The organism is Lottiidibacillus patelloidae (genome assembly GCF_002262935.1).
Taxonomy (GTDB): Bacteria; Bacillota; Bacilli; order Bacillales; family SA5d-4; genus Lottiidibacillus; species Lottiidibacillus patelloidae.
Map to the genome: position 1 here is coordinate 114,143 of NZ_NPIA01000001.1, position 17,254 is coordinate 131,396.

At 34.2% G+C, this 17,254-nt stretch carries 18 protein-coding genes and 1 riboswitch; of the genes, 17 read left to right on the forward strand and 1 reads right to left on the reverse strand.

Features of this window, described 5'->3' with window-relative positions:
- Positions 1-87 precede the first annotated feature (87 nt).
- The 14 genes from CIB95_RS00705 (at position 88) to CIB95_RS00770 (ending at position 11,392) form a co-directional block, all read left to right on the forward strand.
- Entirely contained in the window at positions 88-1,233 is a 1,146-nt protein-coding gene (locus CIB95_RS00705; RefSeq protein ID WP_158217535.1) for a DUF445 domain-containing protein, read from the forward strand.
- A 41-nt stretch (positions 1,234-1,274) separates the two neighbouring features.
- Positions 1,275-1,628, forward strand: a complete 354-nt coding sequence (locus CIB95_RS00710; protein ID WP_094920538.1) for a YlbF family regulator — start codon at positions 1,275-1,277, stop codon at positions 1,626-1,628.
- Between the two features lie 106 nt (positions 1,629-1,734).
- Positions 1,735-2,571: a Cof-type HAD-IIB family hydrolase gene (locus tag CIB95_RS00715; protein ID WP_094920540.1), complete on the forward strand. Its 837-nt coding sequence runs from the start codon at positions 1,735-1,737 to the stop codon at positions 2,569-2,571.
- 579 nt (positions 2,572-3,150) lie between these two features.
- Positions 3,151-3,735 carry a YitT family protein gene (locus tag CIB95_RS00720; protein WP_198949140.1) on the forward strand — a complete coding sequence of 195 codons (585 nt, stop codon included), beginning with the start codon at positions 3,151-3,153 and terminating at the stop codon, positions 3,733-3,735.
- Between the two features lie 149 nt (positions 3,736-3,884).
- Positions 3,885-3,977: riboswitch (cyclic di-GMP riboswitch) on the forward strand.
- A 95-nt stretch (positions 3,978-4,072) separates the two neighbouring features.
- Positions 4,073-4,423 carry a DUF192 domain-containing protein gene (locus tag CIB95_RS00725; RefSeq protein ID WP_094920541.1) on the forward strand — a complete coding sequence of 117 codons (351 nt, stop codon included), beginning with the start codon at positions 4,073-4,075 and terminating at the stop codon, positions 4,421-4,423.
- Positions 4,424-4,437: 14 nt separating this feature from the next.
- Positions 4,438-4,647: a Flp family type IVb pilin gene (locus CIB95_RS00730; RefSeq protein ID WP_094920542.1), complete on the forward strand. Its 210-nt coding sequence runs from the start codon at positions 4,438-4,440 to the stop codon at positions 4,645-4,647.
- Positions 4,648-4,723: 76 nt separating this feature from the next.
- Positions 4,724-5,239 carry an A24 family peptidase gene (locus CIB95_RS00735; RefSeq protein ID WP_233143865.1) on the forward strand — a complete coding sequence of 172 codons (516 nt, stop codon included), beginning with the start codon at positions 4,724-4,726 and terminating at the stop codon, positions 5,237-5,239.
- A complete protein-coding gene (locus CIB95_RS00740; protein WP_094922078.1) occupies positions 5,233-5,616 on the forward strand; it encodes a TadE family protein in 384 nt (127 codons plus the stop codon). The genes CIB95_RS00735 and CIB95_RS00740 overlap by 7 nt, the downstream gene beginning before the upstream one ends.
- Before the next feature lie 14 nt (positions 5,617-5,630).
- Positions 5,631-6,554 carry a pilus assembly protein TadG-related protein gene (locus CIB95_RS00745; RefSeq protein WP_233143866.1) on the forward strand — a complete coding sequence of 308 codons (924 nt, stop codon included), beginning with the start codon at positions 5,631-5,633 and terminating at the stop codon, positions 6,552-6,554.
- A 10-nt stretch (positions 6,555-6,564) separates the two neighbouring features.
- On the forward strand, positions 6,565-7,233 hold the full coding sequence (gene cpaB / locus CIB95_RS00750) for a Flp pilus assembly protein CpaB (protein WP_094920548.1): 669 nt from the start codon (positions 6,565-6,567) through the stop codon (positions 7,231-7,233).
- Positions 7,234-7,268: 35 nt separating this feature from the next.
- Positions 7,269-8,072: an AAA family ATPase gene (locus tag CIB95_RS00755; RefSeq protein ID WP_094920550.1), complete on the forward strand. Its 804-nt coding sequence runs from the start codon at positions 7,269-7,271 to the stop codon at positions 8,070-8,072.
- A gap of 10 nt (positions 8,073-8,082) precedes the next feature.
- Positions 8,083-9,522, forward strand: a complete 1,440-nt coding sequence (locus CIB95_RS00760; RefSeq protein ID WP_094920553.1) for a CpaF family protein — start codon at positions 8,083-8,085, stop codon at positions 9,520-9,522.
- A complete protein-coding gene (locus CIB95_RS00765) occupies positions 9,519-10,475 on the forward strand; it encodes a type II secretion system F family protein (protein ID WP_094920556.1) in 957 nt (318 codons plus the stop codon). The genes CIB95_RS00760 and CIB95_RS00765 overlap by 4 nt, the downstream gene beginning before the upstream one ends.
- A 5-nt stretch (positions 10,476-10,480) precedes the next feature.
- Positions 10,481-11,392 (forward strand): type II secretion system F family protein, encoded by a 912-nt coding sequence (locus tag CIB95_RS00770; protein ID WP_094920558.1) that lies wholly within the window; start codon positions 10,481-10,483, stop codon positions 11,390-11,392.
- A 42-nt stretch (positions 11,393-11,434) separates the two neighbouring features.
- On the opposite strand, the gene CIB95_RS00775 is transcribed toward CIB95_RS00770, so the two are convergent.
- Positions 11,435-11,620 (reverse strand): YhzD family protein, encoded by a 186-nt coding sequence (locus tag CIB95_RS00775; protein ID WP_094920561.1) that lies wholly within the window; start codon positions 11,618-11,620, stop codon positions 11,435-11,437.
- 174 nt (positions 11,621-11,794) lie between these two features.
- Here CIB95_RS00775 and CIB95_RS00780 point away from each other — a divergent pair, with 174 nt between their 5' ends.
- The 3 genes from CIB95_RS00780 to CIB95_RS00790 are packed head-to-tail and all read left to right on the forward strand — an operon-like array spanning position 11,795 to position 17,204.
- On the forward strand, positions 11,795-13,024 hold the full coding sequence (locus CIB95_RS00780) for a metallophosphoesterase family protein (protein ID WP_158217536.1): 1,230 nt from the start codon (positions 11,795-11,797) through the stop codon (positions 13,022-13,024).
- A gap of 26 nt (positions 13,025-13,050) precedes the next feature.
- Entirely contained in the window at positions 13,051-16,014 is a 2,964-nt protein-coding gene (locus tag CIB95_RS00785; RefSeq protein ID WP_094920566.1) for an ATP-binding protein, read from the forward strand.
- The gene (locus CIB95_RS00790) at positions 16,014-17,204 is read left to right on the forward strand and encodes an MFS transporter (RefSeq protein WP_094920569.1); all 1,191 of its coding nucleotides are present in this window, start codon (positions 16,014-16,016) and stop codon (positions 17,202-17,204) included. The genes CIB95_RS00785 and CIB95_RS00790 overlap by 1 nt, the downstream gene beginning before the upstream one ends.
- The last annotated feature ends 50 nt before the right edge of the window (positions 17,205-17,254 follow it).

Here is a 17,254-nt window from a genome sequence, read left to right on the forward strand (position 1 = left end):
TTATAGGCGAATATTGATACCGTATACTATGTTAAAATTTTTTATATGTGAGTTTGAAGGTAAGACAAAAAAGTAAGGATGAGAAAGATGAATGAATTAGTTATCGTAATAATTATGGTTTCTGTTGGTGCTTTGATAGGTGGTTTTACTAACGCATTAGCTATAAAAATGCTGTTTCGTCCTCATTTACCACGATACATAGGAAAATGGAAAGTCCCATTTACTCCAGGACTTATCCCTAAACGAAGAAGTGAGTTGGCGGAGCAATTAGGAAAAACAGTAGTAAAGCACCTGATTACAAAAGAGGCAATTGCACAGAAACTTAATGAAGATTCCTTCCAGCGAAACCTTCTCTTATGGCTTCAAGCGGAAGTTAGAAAACTTTTATGCTCTAACAAATCGGTCGGTGAACTTTTCGAGATGTTTTCTTTTGATGTCGGAAGTTTGCAACATTTTGCTGATGACAAAATAGAGCAATTCCTACATTCTACATATGAGGAGTACTTGGAAGATCTTCGCAACAAGTCTTTAGGCGAAGTGTTACCACATACATGGGATAGGAAAGTTGATACGATAATACCCCCAACAGCTAATTTAATTGCTGACCGCTTAATTACTTATTTTCAAAGTAGTGAAGGTAAAAGTAAGCTGGGTGATACAATTGATAAATTTCTTTCTACAAAAGGAATGCTCGGTAGCATGGTAACGATGTTTTTAGGAAATGAACGTGTAGTTGATAAGGTGCAACCAGAAGTAATAAAATTTTTGCAGGATGAAGGGAATCGGAAACTAATTGAAACTATCGTTCAGAAAGAATGGACGAAACTAAAAGAACAGAAAGTAGCTGTTTTTGAATCGCTATTAGGTAAAGAAACGGTAAAAGAAGAGGTAACAGATTTTATAAAACAACAATTTAAATTAGAAAAACTAACAGGAAAAAAATTAAAACATATTATAGGGCAAGAATCATTAGAAGCAATAATTGATAAGGGATTACCTAAAGCAATGCAAATTACAATAGATTTTTTAGAACGAAAATTAGAGCCTGCCTTACGTTCACTTAATATAGAGAACATAGTAAAAACACAAGTCGAGTCTTTTTCACTAAGTCGATTAGAAGAAATGGTTTTAGATGTTTCTCGGAAAGAATTAAAAATGATTACTCTTTTAGGTGCGGTTTTAGGTGGATTTATTGGTTTAATTCAAGGGGTTATGCTTTCGTTTTTTAATTAATCTTGTTATGATTAAACGAGTGAAATCATTAGGAGGTATTTATTTTGTCAAATTTTTACGATAAAGCATATGAATTAGAAAAAGCATTCCGCGAAAGTGACGACTTTAAAACATTAAAAGAACTTTCAGATAAAGTTAATGCTGACCCTGCTTCAAAGCAATTATTCGATAGTTTCCGCTCAGTACAAATGGAACTTCAACAAAAGCAAATGAGTGGGCAACAGTTAACAGAAGAAGAAATAACGAAGGCACAACAACAAGTTGAATTAATTCGCCAACATGAAGTAATTGGTAAATTAATGGAGCAAGAGCAACGTGTTAGTATGGTAATTAACGATATTAATAAAATTATTTTAAAACCTTTAGAAGAAATTTACGGAAACGAACAGAAGTAGTAAAAAAACCTTATCCCTATGGATAAGGTTTTTTCGTTATATTCTAATCCTCTGAGGCATATTTATGTACTAAAAAGTGTCTACTTTATTTAGAGGGGGAGTACAAGTGATATATCGCATGCTTGCATTAAATATCGATGGTACTTTATTGCGTTCTAATGGTAGGTTAACAAGAGAAACGAAGGAATCAATTGAATATGTTGCAAATAAAGGTGTTTATATTACATTAGTTTCTAGTCGAAACTTCCAGTCAACAAAAAAGATAGCAAAAGCTCTTAAGGTCAATACTGCACTTATAACACATAGTGGAGCGTTTATTGCTTCAAATATTGATGAACCAATCTATGAAAGAAGAATCGATCATAATACAGTGTATGACCTAGTAGCTTTAAGTGAGAATTATCCGTGCCAAGTTAGAATTGTACATGAAAAGTATTCCTTAATTAACAGGCAAAAAGATTATATGATGGCTAAATTTATTTTAGGGTATGGAGATCCAGTTTTCTATCCTATTCGCTATGTAGAGTCGTTAACTGAGCAGTTGCAAGAAGAGCCAGTATCCCCTCCAAATATAGATATTTACTTCCCACACGAAAAAGATATGGCGGATTTCAAGAAACATTGTGAAGAACAATTTTCTGGAATTTCAATTTTGAATAAAGATGAGCAAACCCTTGTAATTATTCCATCAAGTGTTTCCAGGAATAAGAGCTTACAGCTTTTAGCCAAGCAATTAAATATTCCTTATGATGAGGTTGTTGCTGTAGGGAATTCCAATGCTGATATAGAAATGATTAAAAATGTTGGGTTAGGAGTGGCGATGGGCCATGCACCTAAAGAATTAAAGGAAGCTGCAAACTGGGTAACTAGATCAAACGATCAAAATGGTGTACCTTACATGGTAAAAGAAGTGTTTCGAAAGCAACTACGTGTTCAATTATAGAATGGAAGGCTCGCCATATGGTGAGCTTTTTTTGATGAAGTGCTCCAGTTTTTACGCCGTTACCCGATTGCTTCAGCTTTCTATAATGATCCAGCTTCGACTCCTAGCGACTAGTTAACTTCATACTTCTCCTTTGCGATAAGTCAACATCGAATAGCTTCACTATTCATGTTTTGTCTAGCTGCGAGCACCATCGGCTCGAGGTCTGAAGCCAATCACTTCTAATGACAAAAAGCGTCTTTAATCAGTGCTCGTCTTCAGCTTGTCGCCGATACCCGGTGTTCTCGCCTTTCTCTTTTTCCTTTATCTCAATCGAAGTATTCCAGTTCATACGTCGCTGATCAGTCGTCTCAGCTTTTCTGATTGTCCAGCTGCGGCTCACAACGACTAGTAATCTTCACACTTTTTATTTACGATAAGTCAACATCAACTCGCTGCGCTCGTTGTGTTTCCTTTATCTCAAACAAAGTGCTCCAGCTTATACGTCGCTGAGCGTTCGCCTCGCTTTTCTATTAATACTTTTTTGGTACATGCATATAGTTTATATATAGCTTGTTTCGTTAACGGAGGATGAACTTGATGAGTGTGCTGAAAAAGGGTATTGCAATAATTATTGGCAGTTTTCTACTAGGAATCGGAATTAATGGATTTATTGTTCCATATCATTTATTGGATGGTGGAATGGTTGGTATTGGATTAATTATGAAATATATATGGGGATATAAAGTAGGTTTAACGATTATTATCCTTAGCGTACCAATCTATCTTATGGCATGGATATATTATCGATCTTATTTTTTTAATAGTCTTCATGGGATGTTAGTTTCAGCATTTGTCATTGATTTGCTTGGTCCACTAAGATATAGCTTTCATTTACCCCCATTATATAGTGCATTATTGGGAGGTTTACTAGTTGGAACAGGAGTAGGTCTAATGCTGAGATTTGAGACAAGCACCGGTGGGACAGACTTAATTGCTCAACTATTGACACAATGGATATCTCTTAATGTTGGAATACTAATTTTTTTAATAGATACAGTTATTATTATGATAGGTGGTTTTGTATTTAGTAAAGAAATATTACTCTATTCTATCATTACAATCTCCGCTGTAGGCTTTGCGACAAGTTCAATGACGTTAAAAGGTAAAGAAGTTATACAATAAAACTGCATTAAATTGGGGAATTCTAGTAAATTACCTTAAATTGTCTGAAAAAATAGTGTGAAAGTACTATATGAATTTACTAGATAATTAGTTAATATAAAAACAAGCAACATCAAACAATAGTAGATTCAACGACAAATGACGCTGAATCTCGATAAAGGCAAACCTGATGAAAATCAGCGGCGCAAAGCTACAGGGGCTAAGGTGTAAATCTTATTACACTATGCCAGCCAGTTACCGAAAGATTACAAGGGTATTTGTTGTTATTTTTTATATAACAACCCCCACTTTCGGTAAGTGGCAGGGTTGTTTTTTAATTTTCAGGAGGTGAAAGTAAATGATGCTAGTGAACCTATCAAATGGCACAATATTAGCTAATAAACTTAAAACAGCCTATCGTTTCTTTCAACGATTAAAAGGGCTAATGTTTACTTCTGAATTGCCATTAGGTGAAGCGTTGCATCTACAACCCTGCCAATCGGTCCACACATTTTTTATGAAGTATGACATCGATGTGATTTATCTTGATAAAGATATGAAGATTGTCAAGATCACTCACATGATGAAGCCGAGCAAAGTTGGAAGCATTGTCAAAAATGCAAACTCGGTGATCGAATTACCTGCTGGAAGTATCTCAAAAACAGATACAAAAGTAGGACATGTATTACAAATAAAAAATAATGGTTAAGGGGAGATTGTCAAATGATGAACAAATTAAAAGGATTAGTATTTGAGGAAAAAGGTCAAGGGATGACAGAATACGGTTTAGTTTTAGGTGTTATTGCAGTAGGAGTTGTCGCGCTACTTGCTACATTAAGAGATGAAATCATGACAATGTTTAATGAAGTAATTAACAATGTAACAAACCGTGATACTGGAGGAACTGCTACTACTAGTGGTACTGGTGCTTAATATAACTTATATATTTCTAGCCTTACGTTCTCGAACGTAAGGCTATTTTAAAATAACTATACAAAAAGAGGGATAAATGATGATTACTACATTAATCCTATTAATTATTTTAGGTATATGTGTTGTAACAGATATAAGAGAAAGAAAAATATATAATGCTGTCATTTTCCCAGCATTGCTTCTAGCATTTATCATCCAAGGAATTGACCATGGGTTCGTAGGTTTAAAAACAGCAGGTATAGGTTTCTCGGTCGGCTTTGGCTTACTTTTAATTCCGTATTTCTTAGGTGGAATGGGTGCTGGCGATGTTAAACTTTTAGGTCTTATTGGTGCATTAAAGGGTTCTAGTTTTGTGATGTACACTGCAATCTATATGGGAATGATCGGAGCATTAATGGCACTAGGTATTATATTATTTCGTAGTGGTGCATTTACAGCAGTTTTATATGGTGTTCATAGTGCCAGAAATGGAATTAAAGTACCTATTAAAGAAGGAGTTTTTAATTCATCCTATTCTTATCCTTATGGGGTGGCAATTGCTGCAGGAGCACTTGCAGCATTGGCGCTTGAAAGATGGATTATATTATGGTGAAAAATGAAAAAGGTCAGTCAATCGTAGAATTCGCATTAGTTATACCTGTAATGCTACTTTTAATGGTTGGACTTTTTGATTTTGGACGAGTTTTTTATATGTATACTCACTACCATTTAACTAGTCAAGAAACTGTTCGTGTTGCTGGATTAGGTTGGAACGATAGTGATGTGACACAGTTTGCTAAAAATTACATTCATATTGGAGAGCCAGCGGATTTAGAAGTTACGATTACTCCAAATGACACCAATAGAAACTCTGGTGATTACGTTACAGTGCAACTAAAGTATCCAGCAACAATTATTACTCCATTAATTTCAAGTATGCTACCTTCTCCTTTTTATATTGAAACAGAATCAACAATTAGAGTGGAATGATAGGAGGAGAAAGGTTGAAAACTATTAATAATGAGCGTGGCGGTGTATTAGTGTTTGTTGTTATCGGCATGCTTGCAATGATTGCGTTAACAGGGTTAGTCATTGATGGAGGCATGTTATATATGGAAAAAAGTCACCTAAAAAAAGTAGCTAATGCCGCCGTTCTATCAGGAGCACAAGAATTAAAAATGCAAGATGATGATGAAAATACGTCAGAAAAAATGATAAAAGAGATTGTTGATGATATCGTTGCAGCTCATAACGAAACAAATAGTCTAGAAAACTGTCACGTTTACAATGATCAAAAAGTAATAGTTGAGATGTCAAAACAAGTTCCTCTAGCATTCTCTACATTGTTTGGGATAGATTTCGCTACTGTCAAAGTAAGGTCCGTAGCGGAAATTGGACAAATAGGAAGCGCTTATGGCGTGGCACCTTTAGGTGTGGATGAATCAATTGCATTAAATTTTATGCAAGAATACAAGCTTAAAGTTGATCAAACCGAAGTTGATTCAGGTAACTTCGGTATTTTGGCACTTGGTGGACCTGGAGCACAAACCTATGAATATAATTTGAAATATGGCTACCCGGAAAAAGTCAGTATTGGTGATGTAATAGACACACAAACTGGTAACATTGCCGGAAAAACGAGATCAGGTGTTCAAGAAAAAGTAAATGCTTGTAATTGGAGTCCAGGAATGCAGTATTCGCGGGATTGTGAACGAATTATTTTAGTTAATGTATACAAGCCATATCAAGTTGATCAAAATCAAGTAAAACAAGTCCAAGTAACAGGATTTGCTTATTTCTTTATTACAAAGCCAATGGCAGAAAATGACACATCAGTAACTGGTATGTTTATTAAAATGGCGGGAAAAGGAGAAATTGAAGCAGCAGCAAAAAACAAAGGTGCTTATGGCATTAGATTGACAGAGTAGGTGAGGCAATATGAATGCAAAAGTAACATTAATCATTTCACTATTTTTAGGAGCAATAACGACGTTTATGTTTTTTACGTATATGCAAAAACAAACCCCGCAACCAGTAGTGCAAGAAGATCTTCAACCTGTAATCGTAGCCAAACAAGCTATTTCTGAAAATACAATAATAACAGCTGAAATGGTAGAGGAAATGTTAGTTCCTACAAAAACGGTACACCCTAATGCCACTATTGATGTATCTGCGATTGAAGGAATGGTAGCAATAGCTACAATAGCTAAAGGTGAAACTCTATTAATAAACCATCTTCAAAAAGTAGAAGAAGAAGAGAAGTTTATTTCTAGAAAAATTAAAGAAGGGTACAGAGCTGTAGCACTTGGTGTTAACTTTGTACAATCTGTTTCAAACTTAATTGAACCTGAAGATTATGTCGATGTAATTGCAACAATCAAAGATGATAAAGATAAACTTATTTCAGAATTAATCTTAGAAAAAGTTAGAGTACTAGCGGTAGACCGTAGAATGGTAGAATCTGATAATAATATTGAATTTGCTGCTTATAGTTCAGTTACTTTAGAGTTAAAAGCATTAGATGCTGTAAAAGCAATTAATGCAAGTGAAAGAGGTAACATTCACTTCATTGTTTACAGCAAGGTAAATTCAAAAGTTGCACAATAATTTGCGGTTACTGAATAGAAAGAGGGTTACAAATTATGGAGACGCTAAATGAAAATATGGCTGGCAAAAGAGGGCAGATGATCGTAGTCGGCGGTGCTAAAGGTGGTGTCGGAAAAACGATTTTATCTGTAAATTTATCGGTTGCACTTGCGAAACGATCAGTAAAAGTATGTATTATTGATGGTGATTTTCAATTTGGTGATGTCAATTTAGCGATGGATATTCAAGAAACTTTTACAATTAAAGATGCAATTGAAGCAATTGGAACACTAGATGTAATCAATATGTCTTCCTACTTAACCCAACATAATAGTGGTGTCAATGTTTTAGTTGCACCAGATCGTCCTGAATATGCAGATATGATTACAGATGAAAACCTTACTAAAATTACGTCACTTTTGTTAGATATTTATGACTATGTCATTGTTGATACTGGCGTAGGTTTTCATGAAAATAGTTTGCCGTTTATTGAAAGGGCAGACAAACTTTTATTGGTAACTAATTTAGAAATGGCTACAATTAAAAATACGAAGCGAATGAAAGAAACACTTGATATGCTTGGATATTCTAACAAAATAGAATACATTATTAACCGTTCGACAATGGAAAGTGTCCTAAATGCAGAGAATGTTGCAGAAATATTAGGAACGGAAAATCCTTACCTCGTGCCAAATGATTTTAAATATGTATCTCAATCATTTAATATGGGTACGCCTATTGTGTCTGGAAGAGCAACCAATGTTGTTGCTAAGGCAATTTTCAAGATGGCTGAACAAATTGCATCAAAGCGAGGGCCACAGCGAATAAAGCAAAAGAAGCGGTTATTTGGAATAAGGTAAGGTGAGGAAAATGAAATTACTTGATCGAATACAAGCGAAAAATAAACCTATTGAGAACAAGGAAGTTGAACAAAATAATCCTACTCAAATCCCTCCGAAGAACGAAACTGTTAATGTAGCAAAAACGATAGAAAAAGTAGCGAAAAGTAATACGACTACTAAAACGGACGAGAGTAAACAACAGCAGTTGCTATTAAAGCAGAATGAGTTAAAAAACCGCCTCCATAAAGAAATCATTAATCAATCAAAAGACAATGATTTAGAAGCAATAGTTCCACAGATTGATCAAATGGCAATTGAAATGATTAAGGAAGACGACACATTTAGAGGTATAGAACGAAAAAAAGTAGTAGATGACTTAATAAATGATATTACTGGTTTTGGACCGATTAATCCGCTTCTTCTTGACCCGGATGTATCAGAAGTGATGGTAAATGGACCAAATATGGTTTATGCAGAAAGAAAAGGAAAGTTAACGTTGACGAATGTAAATTTCCGCGATGATGAACATGTTCTTCAAGTCATTGAAAAAATCGTTTCACCAATTGGTAGAAGGATTGATGAGAGTAGCCCGATGGTTGATGCCCGTCTTCCAGACGGATCTCGTGTTAATGCAATTATTCCTCCATTAGCCTTAAACGGTCCAACAATAACAATTAGAAAGTTCTCTGAAGACCCATTTAAGATTGATGATTTAGTTGGTTTTGGCACATTAACAGAAGAAATGGGACAATTTCTAGATGCTTGTGTAAAAGCTCACTTAAATATGTTTGTCAGTGGAGGAACAGGTTCTGGAAAAACGACTACATTAAATGTTTTGTCTTCATTTATTCCAAATGATGAACGAATTATAACAATTGAGGATGCTGCGGAGCTTCAATTAGGACAAGACCATGTTGTTTCACTAGAATCAAGACCTGCAAATATTGAAGGAAAAGGCGAAATATCAATTCGAGACCTTGTTAAAAACTCCTTACGGATGCGTCCTGACCGAATTGTAATAGGTGAGGTCCGTGGTGGAGAAGCTCTTGATATGTTACAAGCAATGAATACTGGACATGATGGTTCATTAGCCACCGGTCACTCAAATAGTCCACGTGATATGATTTCACGATTAGAAACGATGGTGTTGATGGCTGGAATTGATCTCCCGATAAAGGCAATTCGTGAACAAATTGCAGGTGCAATTGATGTCATCATTCAACAAAGTAGATTAAAAGATGGGTCGAGAAAAATTACAAACATAACTGAAGTTCAAGGGCTTGAAGGTGATGTCATTGTGTTGCAAGATATATTTGCATTTAAACAAGAAGGCGTGACACCTGAAGGGAAGGTTATTGGTAGGTTAATGCCGACGGGTGTTCGTCCTAAATTTTACGAACGATTAGAAAGTTCAGGTCTTCATATACCACCGAGTGTGTTTATTAATGGAACGGAGTGGGATAAGTGATTATAATCATATCTTTTACACTATTATCCTCAACATTGCTTTTTTATTCTCTATTTCAATTAGTTTTCAGAAGTGAAAAGAGGTTAGAACGTAGGTATAGACACTATTTAAGTTATGAAAATAAAAAGATTGATAGGCAACGCTTTGGCGAGACATTAAAAGTAATATTGTCTAAACAAAGTAAAAATAAAAAAAGAACTGTTAAAAAGGCAAATCCGAAGTTAGATTTAATGCTCTCAAGAGCTGGAGTCCCATTAAAAGCAGAAGAATATATTATATTTAAGCTACTTTCAACTGCATTTTTAGGATTTTTATTTTACTTAATAACTGGTAAAATTGCATTTTTATTTTTAGGAGTCGTTATAGGGTTCTTATTCCCTAAGTGGTGGTTGAAAAGTAAACAAAAAAAACGTATGGAAAAATTTAATGCCGAACTGCCAGATATGATTGCGACAATAGTTGGATCATTAAGAGCAGGATTTAGTTTCCCGCAAGCGCTACAGACAGTTGCTGAGGAATCAGAAGGACCAATGGAAGAAGAGTTAAAAGCTGTATTAAAAGAAATGCAGTATGGCACATCTGTTGAAGATGCTCTTAATTTATTAAAAGAAAGAATGCCAAGTGATGATTTAGATTTAATGATTCAAGCAATCGTCATCCAACGTCAAGTTGGCGGGAATTTAGCAACAGTATTAGAGAAAATTGTTCAAACAATTCGAGATCGAATTAAAATCAAGCGCCAGTTAGTAACATTAACTGCCCAAGGCAGAATATCCGGTGTAGTAATTGGGTTACTACCAGTATTCGTAGGTTTCTTTATCTACTTAATTGAACCAGAATACATTTTATTGTTGTTCCAGCATCCCGTTGGAATCATGATGCTAGCTGGTGGTGTATTTTCGGGAAGTATTGGCTTTTTTATCATAAGAAAAATGACAGTAATTGAGGTGTAATAATCATGATATACATGTTATTTTTCATAAGTACTACTCTGTTTCTTTTCTCACTAATGCAGTTTCGAGTTGAACGAAATGACAAGATTAATAGAAGAATTGCTATGATTACAGAAACGAGACAAGTGAAAGAAAAAGATCAAGAAGCTGGCGAAACGTTTATTAAGAGAATTGTCGTACCAATTTTAAACGAAATGAAGAAAAATTATAAACGGAAAATGCCTGGAGAAAAACAAGACGTTTTAGAAAAGAAACTCTTGCAGGCAGGATCACCTTTTAATATGACGCCAGTAGACTTTCGGTTATTTCAAATCGCTTTATTTTTATTGTTGCCAGTTGTGTTTGGTTACTACGGATATTTACTCCAAGGAAATACGTCGAGCATTTTTGTGTTTGGTTTCATTGGTACCATTGTAAGCTTACTATTTCCAAATCAATATTTAAAAGGAAAAATGAAAAAACGCTTTGCCCTTGCCTTAAAAGAATTACCAGACATTCTTGATTTATTAACAGTTAGTTTAGAAGCAGGGTTAGGGTTTGATTCAGCACTTGGAAAGCTTGTATCAAAAAAAGAAGGAGTATTATCAACAGAGTTTCAACGGTGTTTGGAAGAAATGAGACTTGGAAAGACTAGGCGCGAAGCGTTAAGTGGTGTAAAGGACCGGCTTGAAATTGAGGAAATACAGCGATTAATTAGTGCGATTCTTCAAGCGGAAAAGCTTGGAATTGGGCTAACAAAAGTTTTAAAAGTTCAATCTGAAGAGATTAGAGAACAGCGCAAGCAACGCGCAGAAGAAAAAGCAATGAAAGTACCGGTAAAGATGATGATACCTTTAGTACTATTTATCTTCCCAAGTCTTTTTATCGTGTTACTAGGTCCTGTAGCAATACAATTTATGATTTCATTTACAAAATGAGGCTGGCACTTGTGTCCCAGCCTCACTCTAATGAAAGATGTCTTACCTATTAAATAGCACTAACTTCCCTGTTGGAGAAGTAACACGACTCGTATTTCCTTCTAGGTTATGTTCCGTTAATTTTTTATTCCCTATTTCTTTAGCTTCTTTTTCTGAAACTGCTTCAAATGTTTCATCTAATAGTTTGCTACCGTCCTTTGCGAAAACTGTTAACCTATAAGTTTTCATCGTTCCAACTCCTCTATTAAAACTTCTCTTTTTACTTATTCGTAGAATCTACTTTATATCCTTCTTTAAAACATATAAAAAATCAAACAGATTATGATCCTCGAAAAGATGCGTACGTATGTTTCCGTATGGTAAACTTAATACCAATAGTAAGCGATGAAAGTGGGAATGAAAATGAGTAAAATTCGGTTTATTCATACAGCGGACCTTCACTTAGACAGTCCTTTTAAAGGCATGGAGAACCTCCCCAATAAAATATTAAAAAAAATTAAGGAAAGTACGTTTAACTCTTTTGCCAAAATCGTTGATGTCGCAATTGATGAAACAGTAGACTTTGTGTTAATTGTCGGTGATATTTTTGATGGAGAAGATAGAAGTTTAATGGCACAGACACGTTTCCGTAAGGAGATTGAAAGGTTATATAATAATAAAATTCAAGTTTTCATAAGCCACGGAAACCATGACCATTTAGGTGGAAACTGGATAGAAATTTCTTGGCCGGAAAATGTTCACATCTTTAGTAGTGAGAACGTTACAAGCAAACCGTTTGTTAAAGAGGGGAAACCAATTGCAAATATTTATGGTTTTAGCTATTCAGAGCGAGCGGTAAGAGAAAATAAAACAGAACAATATGTTAAAAGTGGCGATGCGCCATATCATATTGGCATGCTCCATGGGAATATAGATGGAAATTCGGATCATGATAATTATGCACCTTTTACAGTTAGAGAACTATTGAGTAAAGAATTTTCTTACTGGGCGCTAGGACATATCCATATTAAGCAATCATTACATAATAACCCACCTATTATTTACCCAGGAAACATCCAAGGGAGACATCGCAAGGAATTAGGAGAAAAAGGTTGTTACATCGTAGAAATTGATGAACTTAATACGAAAACGACATTTGTGAACACCGCTCCTCTTATTTGGGAAGCTATTGAAATAGCAATAAACGATATTACTTCTTACGATGATCTATGTCATTATTGTGAGGAAAAAATAAAAACAATACGAAGTGATAGCAAAGCTAAACTTATTCATTTGCAAATTATTGGGATCGGTGAACTTCATCACTTACTTCAAGATAAGCAAGTAGTGGAAGAACTCATTTCTTATTTAAATGAAGGGGAAGAGGGAAAGGATAATTTCTGTTTAGTAACTTCTAGCAAAATAGTAACTAGAGAAAATTGGGATCGTGAAGCATTAAAAGAAAAGCAACATTTTACAGGTGAAGTGTTAAAGATGATTGAGTCTAATGAGGATTTAATTGAAGAAGCGATATCACCATTATTCACACACCGTAAAGCAAAAAAATACTTAGAAGATCTGGATGAAGAAAGAAAGAAAGAATTAATTGAAAAAGCAGAGGTAGAGCTTTTAATGGATTTATTAAGAAGGTAACTTTTACATAAGGAGGTGCAACGTTAATGAAACTTACTAAAATTGATATTTATGGATTCGGTCAGTTTGAAAACTTTTCTATGACATTTAATGAAAATTTTCAAGTGATTTACGGTGTAAATGAAGCTGGAAAATCAACAATGATGAATTTCATTAAATGTATATTATTTGGATTTCCAAACCGAAACAAAAATATATATTTGCCAAAAGGTAGTAAAAGATACGGTGGTTCAGTATCAATCAAAACGAAAAATTACGGAACTCTCACGATTGAAAGAATAGATGAAAATAAAAATATAACAGTCTTTTGTGAAGATGGTAGCAAAAAAGGAGAAGATTTTTTAGCTGAAATCTTAACGGAAATAGATGAAACACACTTTGAAGGAATTTTTTCCTTTGGAATAGATGGTTTACAAGACATTGAAAAGATACAAGATGATGAACTAAATGACTTTTTACTTGGTGCAGGGATGACAGGTAATGTATCGATCAGTGGAATTGAACAACGCTTAGAAAAAAAGCAACAAGAATTATTTCGCGTCAGCGGAAAAAAACCAAAAATAAATGAACAAATAAAAGTGTTAGATACACTAGAGTCAAAAATTAATGCTTGGAAAGAGAAGCGGCAATCTTATGACCACATGCTTGAAAATCAAAAAGGTCTACATGTGCGTCTTGAACAAATAAAACAAGATAAAAGTGACTTAATTGGAAAATATAAAACGTTAGAAAAAGTAGAGTCCTTATTACCGTTACATGAAGAAAAAGTGCAGTTGCTATACCAATTACAAGAATTAACTACATACGAACCATTCCCAGAAGAAGGGTTACATCGCTTTGAGCAATGGAAAAGTCAATATATAACTGTCAAAGCCGAGCAAAAGCATTATGAAAGGCAGTTAAATGAGATTGAGAAAAATATAAATGAAATTAAAGAAAACAGAAATATTCTTGCAGCTGAAAAGCGAATACAACATGTTCGTGAGAATGAATCACTTTATGATGTTAAACTAAAAGAAAAGGCAACACTTGAATTAGATATAAAAAATTTGAGGGAAGATTTGCAACTTTTAGTTGAAAAGTTAGGAAAACATTGGTCTATTTCAGATTTAACAAATGTTGATACAAGTATTTCTACTAAAGAAAAACTAATTCTATTGTTAGATTCTATCGAAAGTCATGAACAGAAAAAGAAATTTTTCGAAGAGAGTTATTTTCAGTCTAAACAAAAGCGAGATGAACTTTTGCAAGAAAAGGAACATTATGAAAAAATGCTTTTGACAGAAGACGAACAAATTACTTTTAATGAGAAATATAAGATAATTGGAGAAAAAGAGCTTCTTGAGAAAAATCTAAAAGAAGTAGAAAGTGGTACCTTGCTACATATTACAAACAGTTGGAAGGAAAAAGTTATTCCACTTTCATTGCTAGGATTAACTGCTGTACTTTTTTTGAAAGGTGAACTCATTATTGCAGGTGGTGTCTTTTTATTAACAGCGATTTTCTTTTTCTTACATATTGGAGATAAAAGTAGTAGTAAAATAAACAATTTGCATCAACTCCAGCAAAAATTACAAGTATTAAATAAGCAATTAAACAGCGAACTTACAAAAAATGAGATAGAAATGAAACTAAAAGAACACGAACAAGCTACTTATACGCTTCGTGCTCAAAAAGCATTACTTCTAAATGCTGAATCTAATCATGAAAAATATACAGAACAATTTGTAGATTGGCAGTATGAGGAGGACTTGTTAAAAGATAAACTAAAGAGTATGGCTAAACAATACCGTTTTAATGAAACATTAAGTACGAAAGCTTTCCGAGAATCTTTTAACTTATTAGAAGAAGGAAAGAAAAAAGTACTTACTTTACAAAGGTTAGAAACAGCAGAAAGACAAGTGCATAACGAATTAGTTTTTTGGGATGAGGAAGTTAAAGCGCTATGTACTATATGTTCGATAGATTTCCAGGAGAAATGGCAGAGAGTTTTTGAAACGTTATATGCGAAACTGTCTATCGAGAAAGAAAAACAATATAAAAAGCTAGAATTTGAAAACGAAAAAAAGAAACTTATGGTGAATTACTCGCAATGGAATGAAAAATGTTTAAGTATTGAACGACAATGTGAACAATTGCTAAAGCAAGCAAATGTTACAAACGAAGAAGATTTCATAAAAAAAGCACATGTAAATAAAAAAGCAAATGACATTAAACAAAAAATTACGTTGTTAGATGCGCAGCTATCTACACAAATAAAAGCTGAAGAAAAAGAAGTAGTTAATAAAAAGCTAAATAATGGGAAAAAACAAGTGCAGGAAGAACTTTATGAACTTGAAACGCATCTGAATGCTCTAATGACCGATGAAGAAAAGGTTCAACAGCAAATAACAAGTAACAATCTATTGACAGAACAACTCGAAGCAGACGGAAGCTATTCAGAATTACTGCAACAATATGAAATTGAAAAAAGTAAATTAAATAAATTAGCAGAGGAATGGGCAGTACTTGCAATAGCATCTAATGTTCTTGAACGGACAAAGAATGAATTTAGACTAGAAAGGTTACCTAAAGTAATCAAGGTAGCTACGCAATACTTGACAATCTTTACAAAACATCGCTATGTTAAGATATTAGCACCTATAGAAGAAAATAGTTTTATCGTTGAACGAAAAGATGGGCGAAGATTTTCTCCAAAAGAATTAAGTAGAGGTACGAAAGAACAACTTTATTTAGCTCTTCGATTAGCCTTAGCTAATGTTTATCCATCTCAAACACCATATCCGCTAATCGTTGATGATATTTTTGTCAATTTTGATAGTATTAGAACAAAAAGAGCAGTGGAAGTGTTAAGGAAAGCATCAGAAGACCATCAAGTTATCTTTTTTACATGTCATCACCATTTGCTCATACATTTTACAGATAAAGAAGTCACGACACTTTCTGTAAAAGCTAATGGAATACAGGAAGAAGGGTATGAAGTAAGCTAGTGAAAAATTTACGCTCACTTATAATATTAATGTTTAGTCTTTTTATCATTATGGTAGGGATAGGTATAGTCATACCAGTATTACCTTACTATGTTGAAGATTTTGGAGCATCAGAAATTACACTTGGATTTTTATTTGCGATATTTGCACTAATGCAATTTTTATTGGCACCTTTTTGGGGGAATATTTCTGACCGAATCGGTAGGAAACCATTGATAATATTAGGATTGATTGGTTTTTCTGTAGGGGAATTTATTTTTGCTTTTGCCACAGACATATGGATGCTTTTTGTTTCTCGTATGATTGCGGGTGCATTTGGTTCGGCACTAATGCCAACAGCAATGGCATATGTATCGGATGTTACTTCAAATGAAAAGCGTGCCCAAGGAATGGGAATGCTTGGTGCTGCAATGGCGTTTGGTATAGTTATCGGACCAGGAATCGGCGGGTGGTTAGCACAAGATAATTTAGCAACACCTTTCTTATTTGCGGGTATCGCAGCTTCGTTTGCAGCTTTATTAGCGTTGATCTTTTTAAAGGAATCACTAAAGAAAGAAGACAGGGAAGAAGTTACTCAAAAACAGAGTCAATTTGAAAAAATGAAAGTGGCTCTAAAAAGTGAGGTAGGATATCTATTAATATTAATATTTATTCTAAGCTTTGCTTTAGCAAATTTCCAAGCAGTTTTTGGATATTATGCACTCGTTAAGTTTGATTACAAAGTTGATGAAGTAGCAACGATTGTTGTTATAACGGGTATTGTAGGAACAATAGTTCAAGGTGGTTTAGTAGGTCGATTAAGTAAAAAGTTCGGTGATGAGAGGCTTGTAAAAGGAGCCCTATTATTAAGTGCTTTTGGTTTTATCGTTATGACACTTGCTTTTAACTACATTACTATAATTTTAACTACGATTATTTTCTTTATTGGAAACTCGTTGCTCCGCCCGTCGGTAAATTCATTAATTTCAAAATTAGCAGGGAAACAACAAGGTGCAATTATGGGATTAAATAACTCATTTATGAGCTTAGGAAATGTAGTAGGGCCTCTTTTCGCTACTGCGCTCTTTAAATTAAATATATACTTTCCATTTTTATCAGGTGCATTTATTTTACTTATTGCTTTTTTAGCTACTAAAGTTTGGTTAGAGCGGAAGAAAGCTGCATTAAGACAATCTGCTGTTACGGAGTAAAACTTATAGTATGCTATAATTACAAATAAAGATATATAGAGCTTGGAGGG

Bases quoted from the DNA above. Each gene is read 5' to 3' on its own strand.
- CIB95_RS00705 (WP_158217535.1), top strand. From the start codon at position 88: ATGAATGAATTAGTTATCGTAATAATTATGGTTTCTGTTGGTGCTTTG.
- CIB95_RS00720 (WP_198949140.1), top strand. From the start codon at position 3,151: ATGAGTGTGCTGAAAAAGGGTATTGCAATAATTATTGGCAGTTTTCTA.
- CIB95_RS00725 (WP_094920541.1), top strand. From the start codon at position 4,073: ATGATGCTAGTGAACCTATCAAATGGCACAATATTAGCTAATAAACTT.
- CIB95_RS00730 (WP_094920542.1), top strand. From the start codon at position 4,438: ATGATGAACAAATTAAAAGGATTAGTATTTGAGGAAAAAGGTCAAGGG.
- CIB95_RS00735 (WP_233143865.1), top strand. From the start codon at position 4,724: ATGATGATTACTACATTAATCCTATTAATTATTTTAGGTATATGTGTT.
- CIB95_RS00740 (WP_094922078.1), top strand. From the start codon at position 5,233: ATGGTGAAAAATGAAAAAGGTCAGTCAATCGTAGAATTCGCATTAGTT.
- cpaB (WP_094920548.1), top strand. From the start codon at position 6,565: ATGAATGCAAAAGTAACATTAATCATTTCACTATTTTTAGGAGCAATA.
- CIB95_RS00755 (WP_094920550.1), top strand. From the start codon at position 7,269: ATGGAGACGCTAAATGAAAATATGGCTGGCAAAAGAGGGCAGATGATC.
- CIB95_RS00760 (WP_094920553.1), top strand. From the start codon at position 8,083: ATGAAATTACTTGATCGAATACAAGCGAAAAATAAACCTATTGAGAAC.
- CIB95_RS00770 (WP_094920558.1), top strand. From the start codon at position 10,481: ATGATATACATGTTATTTTTCATAAGTACTACTCTGTTTCTTTTCTCA.
- CIB95_RS00775 (WP_094920561.1), bottom strand. From the start codon at position 11,620: ATGAAAACTTATAGGTTAACAGTTTTCGCAAAGGACGGTAGCAAACTA.
- CIB95_RS00780 (WP_158217536.1), top strand. From the start codon at position 11,795: ATGAGTAAAATTCGGTTTATTCATACAGCGGACCTTCACTTAGACAGT.
- CIB95_RS00785 (WP_094920566.1), top strand. From the start codon at position 13,051: ATGAAACTTACTAAAATTGATATTTATGGATTCGGTCAGTTTGAAAAC.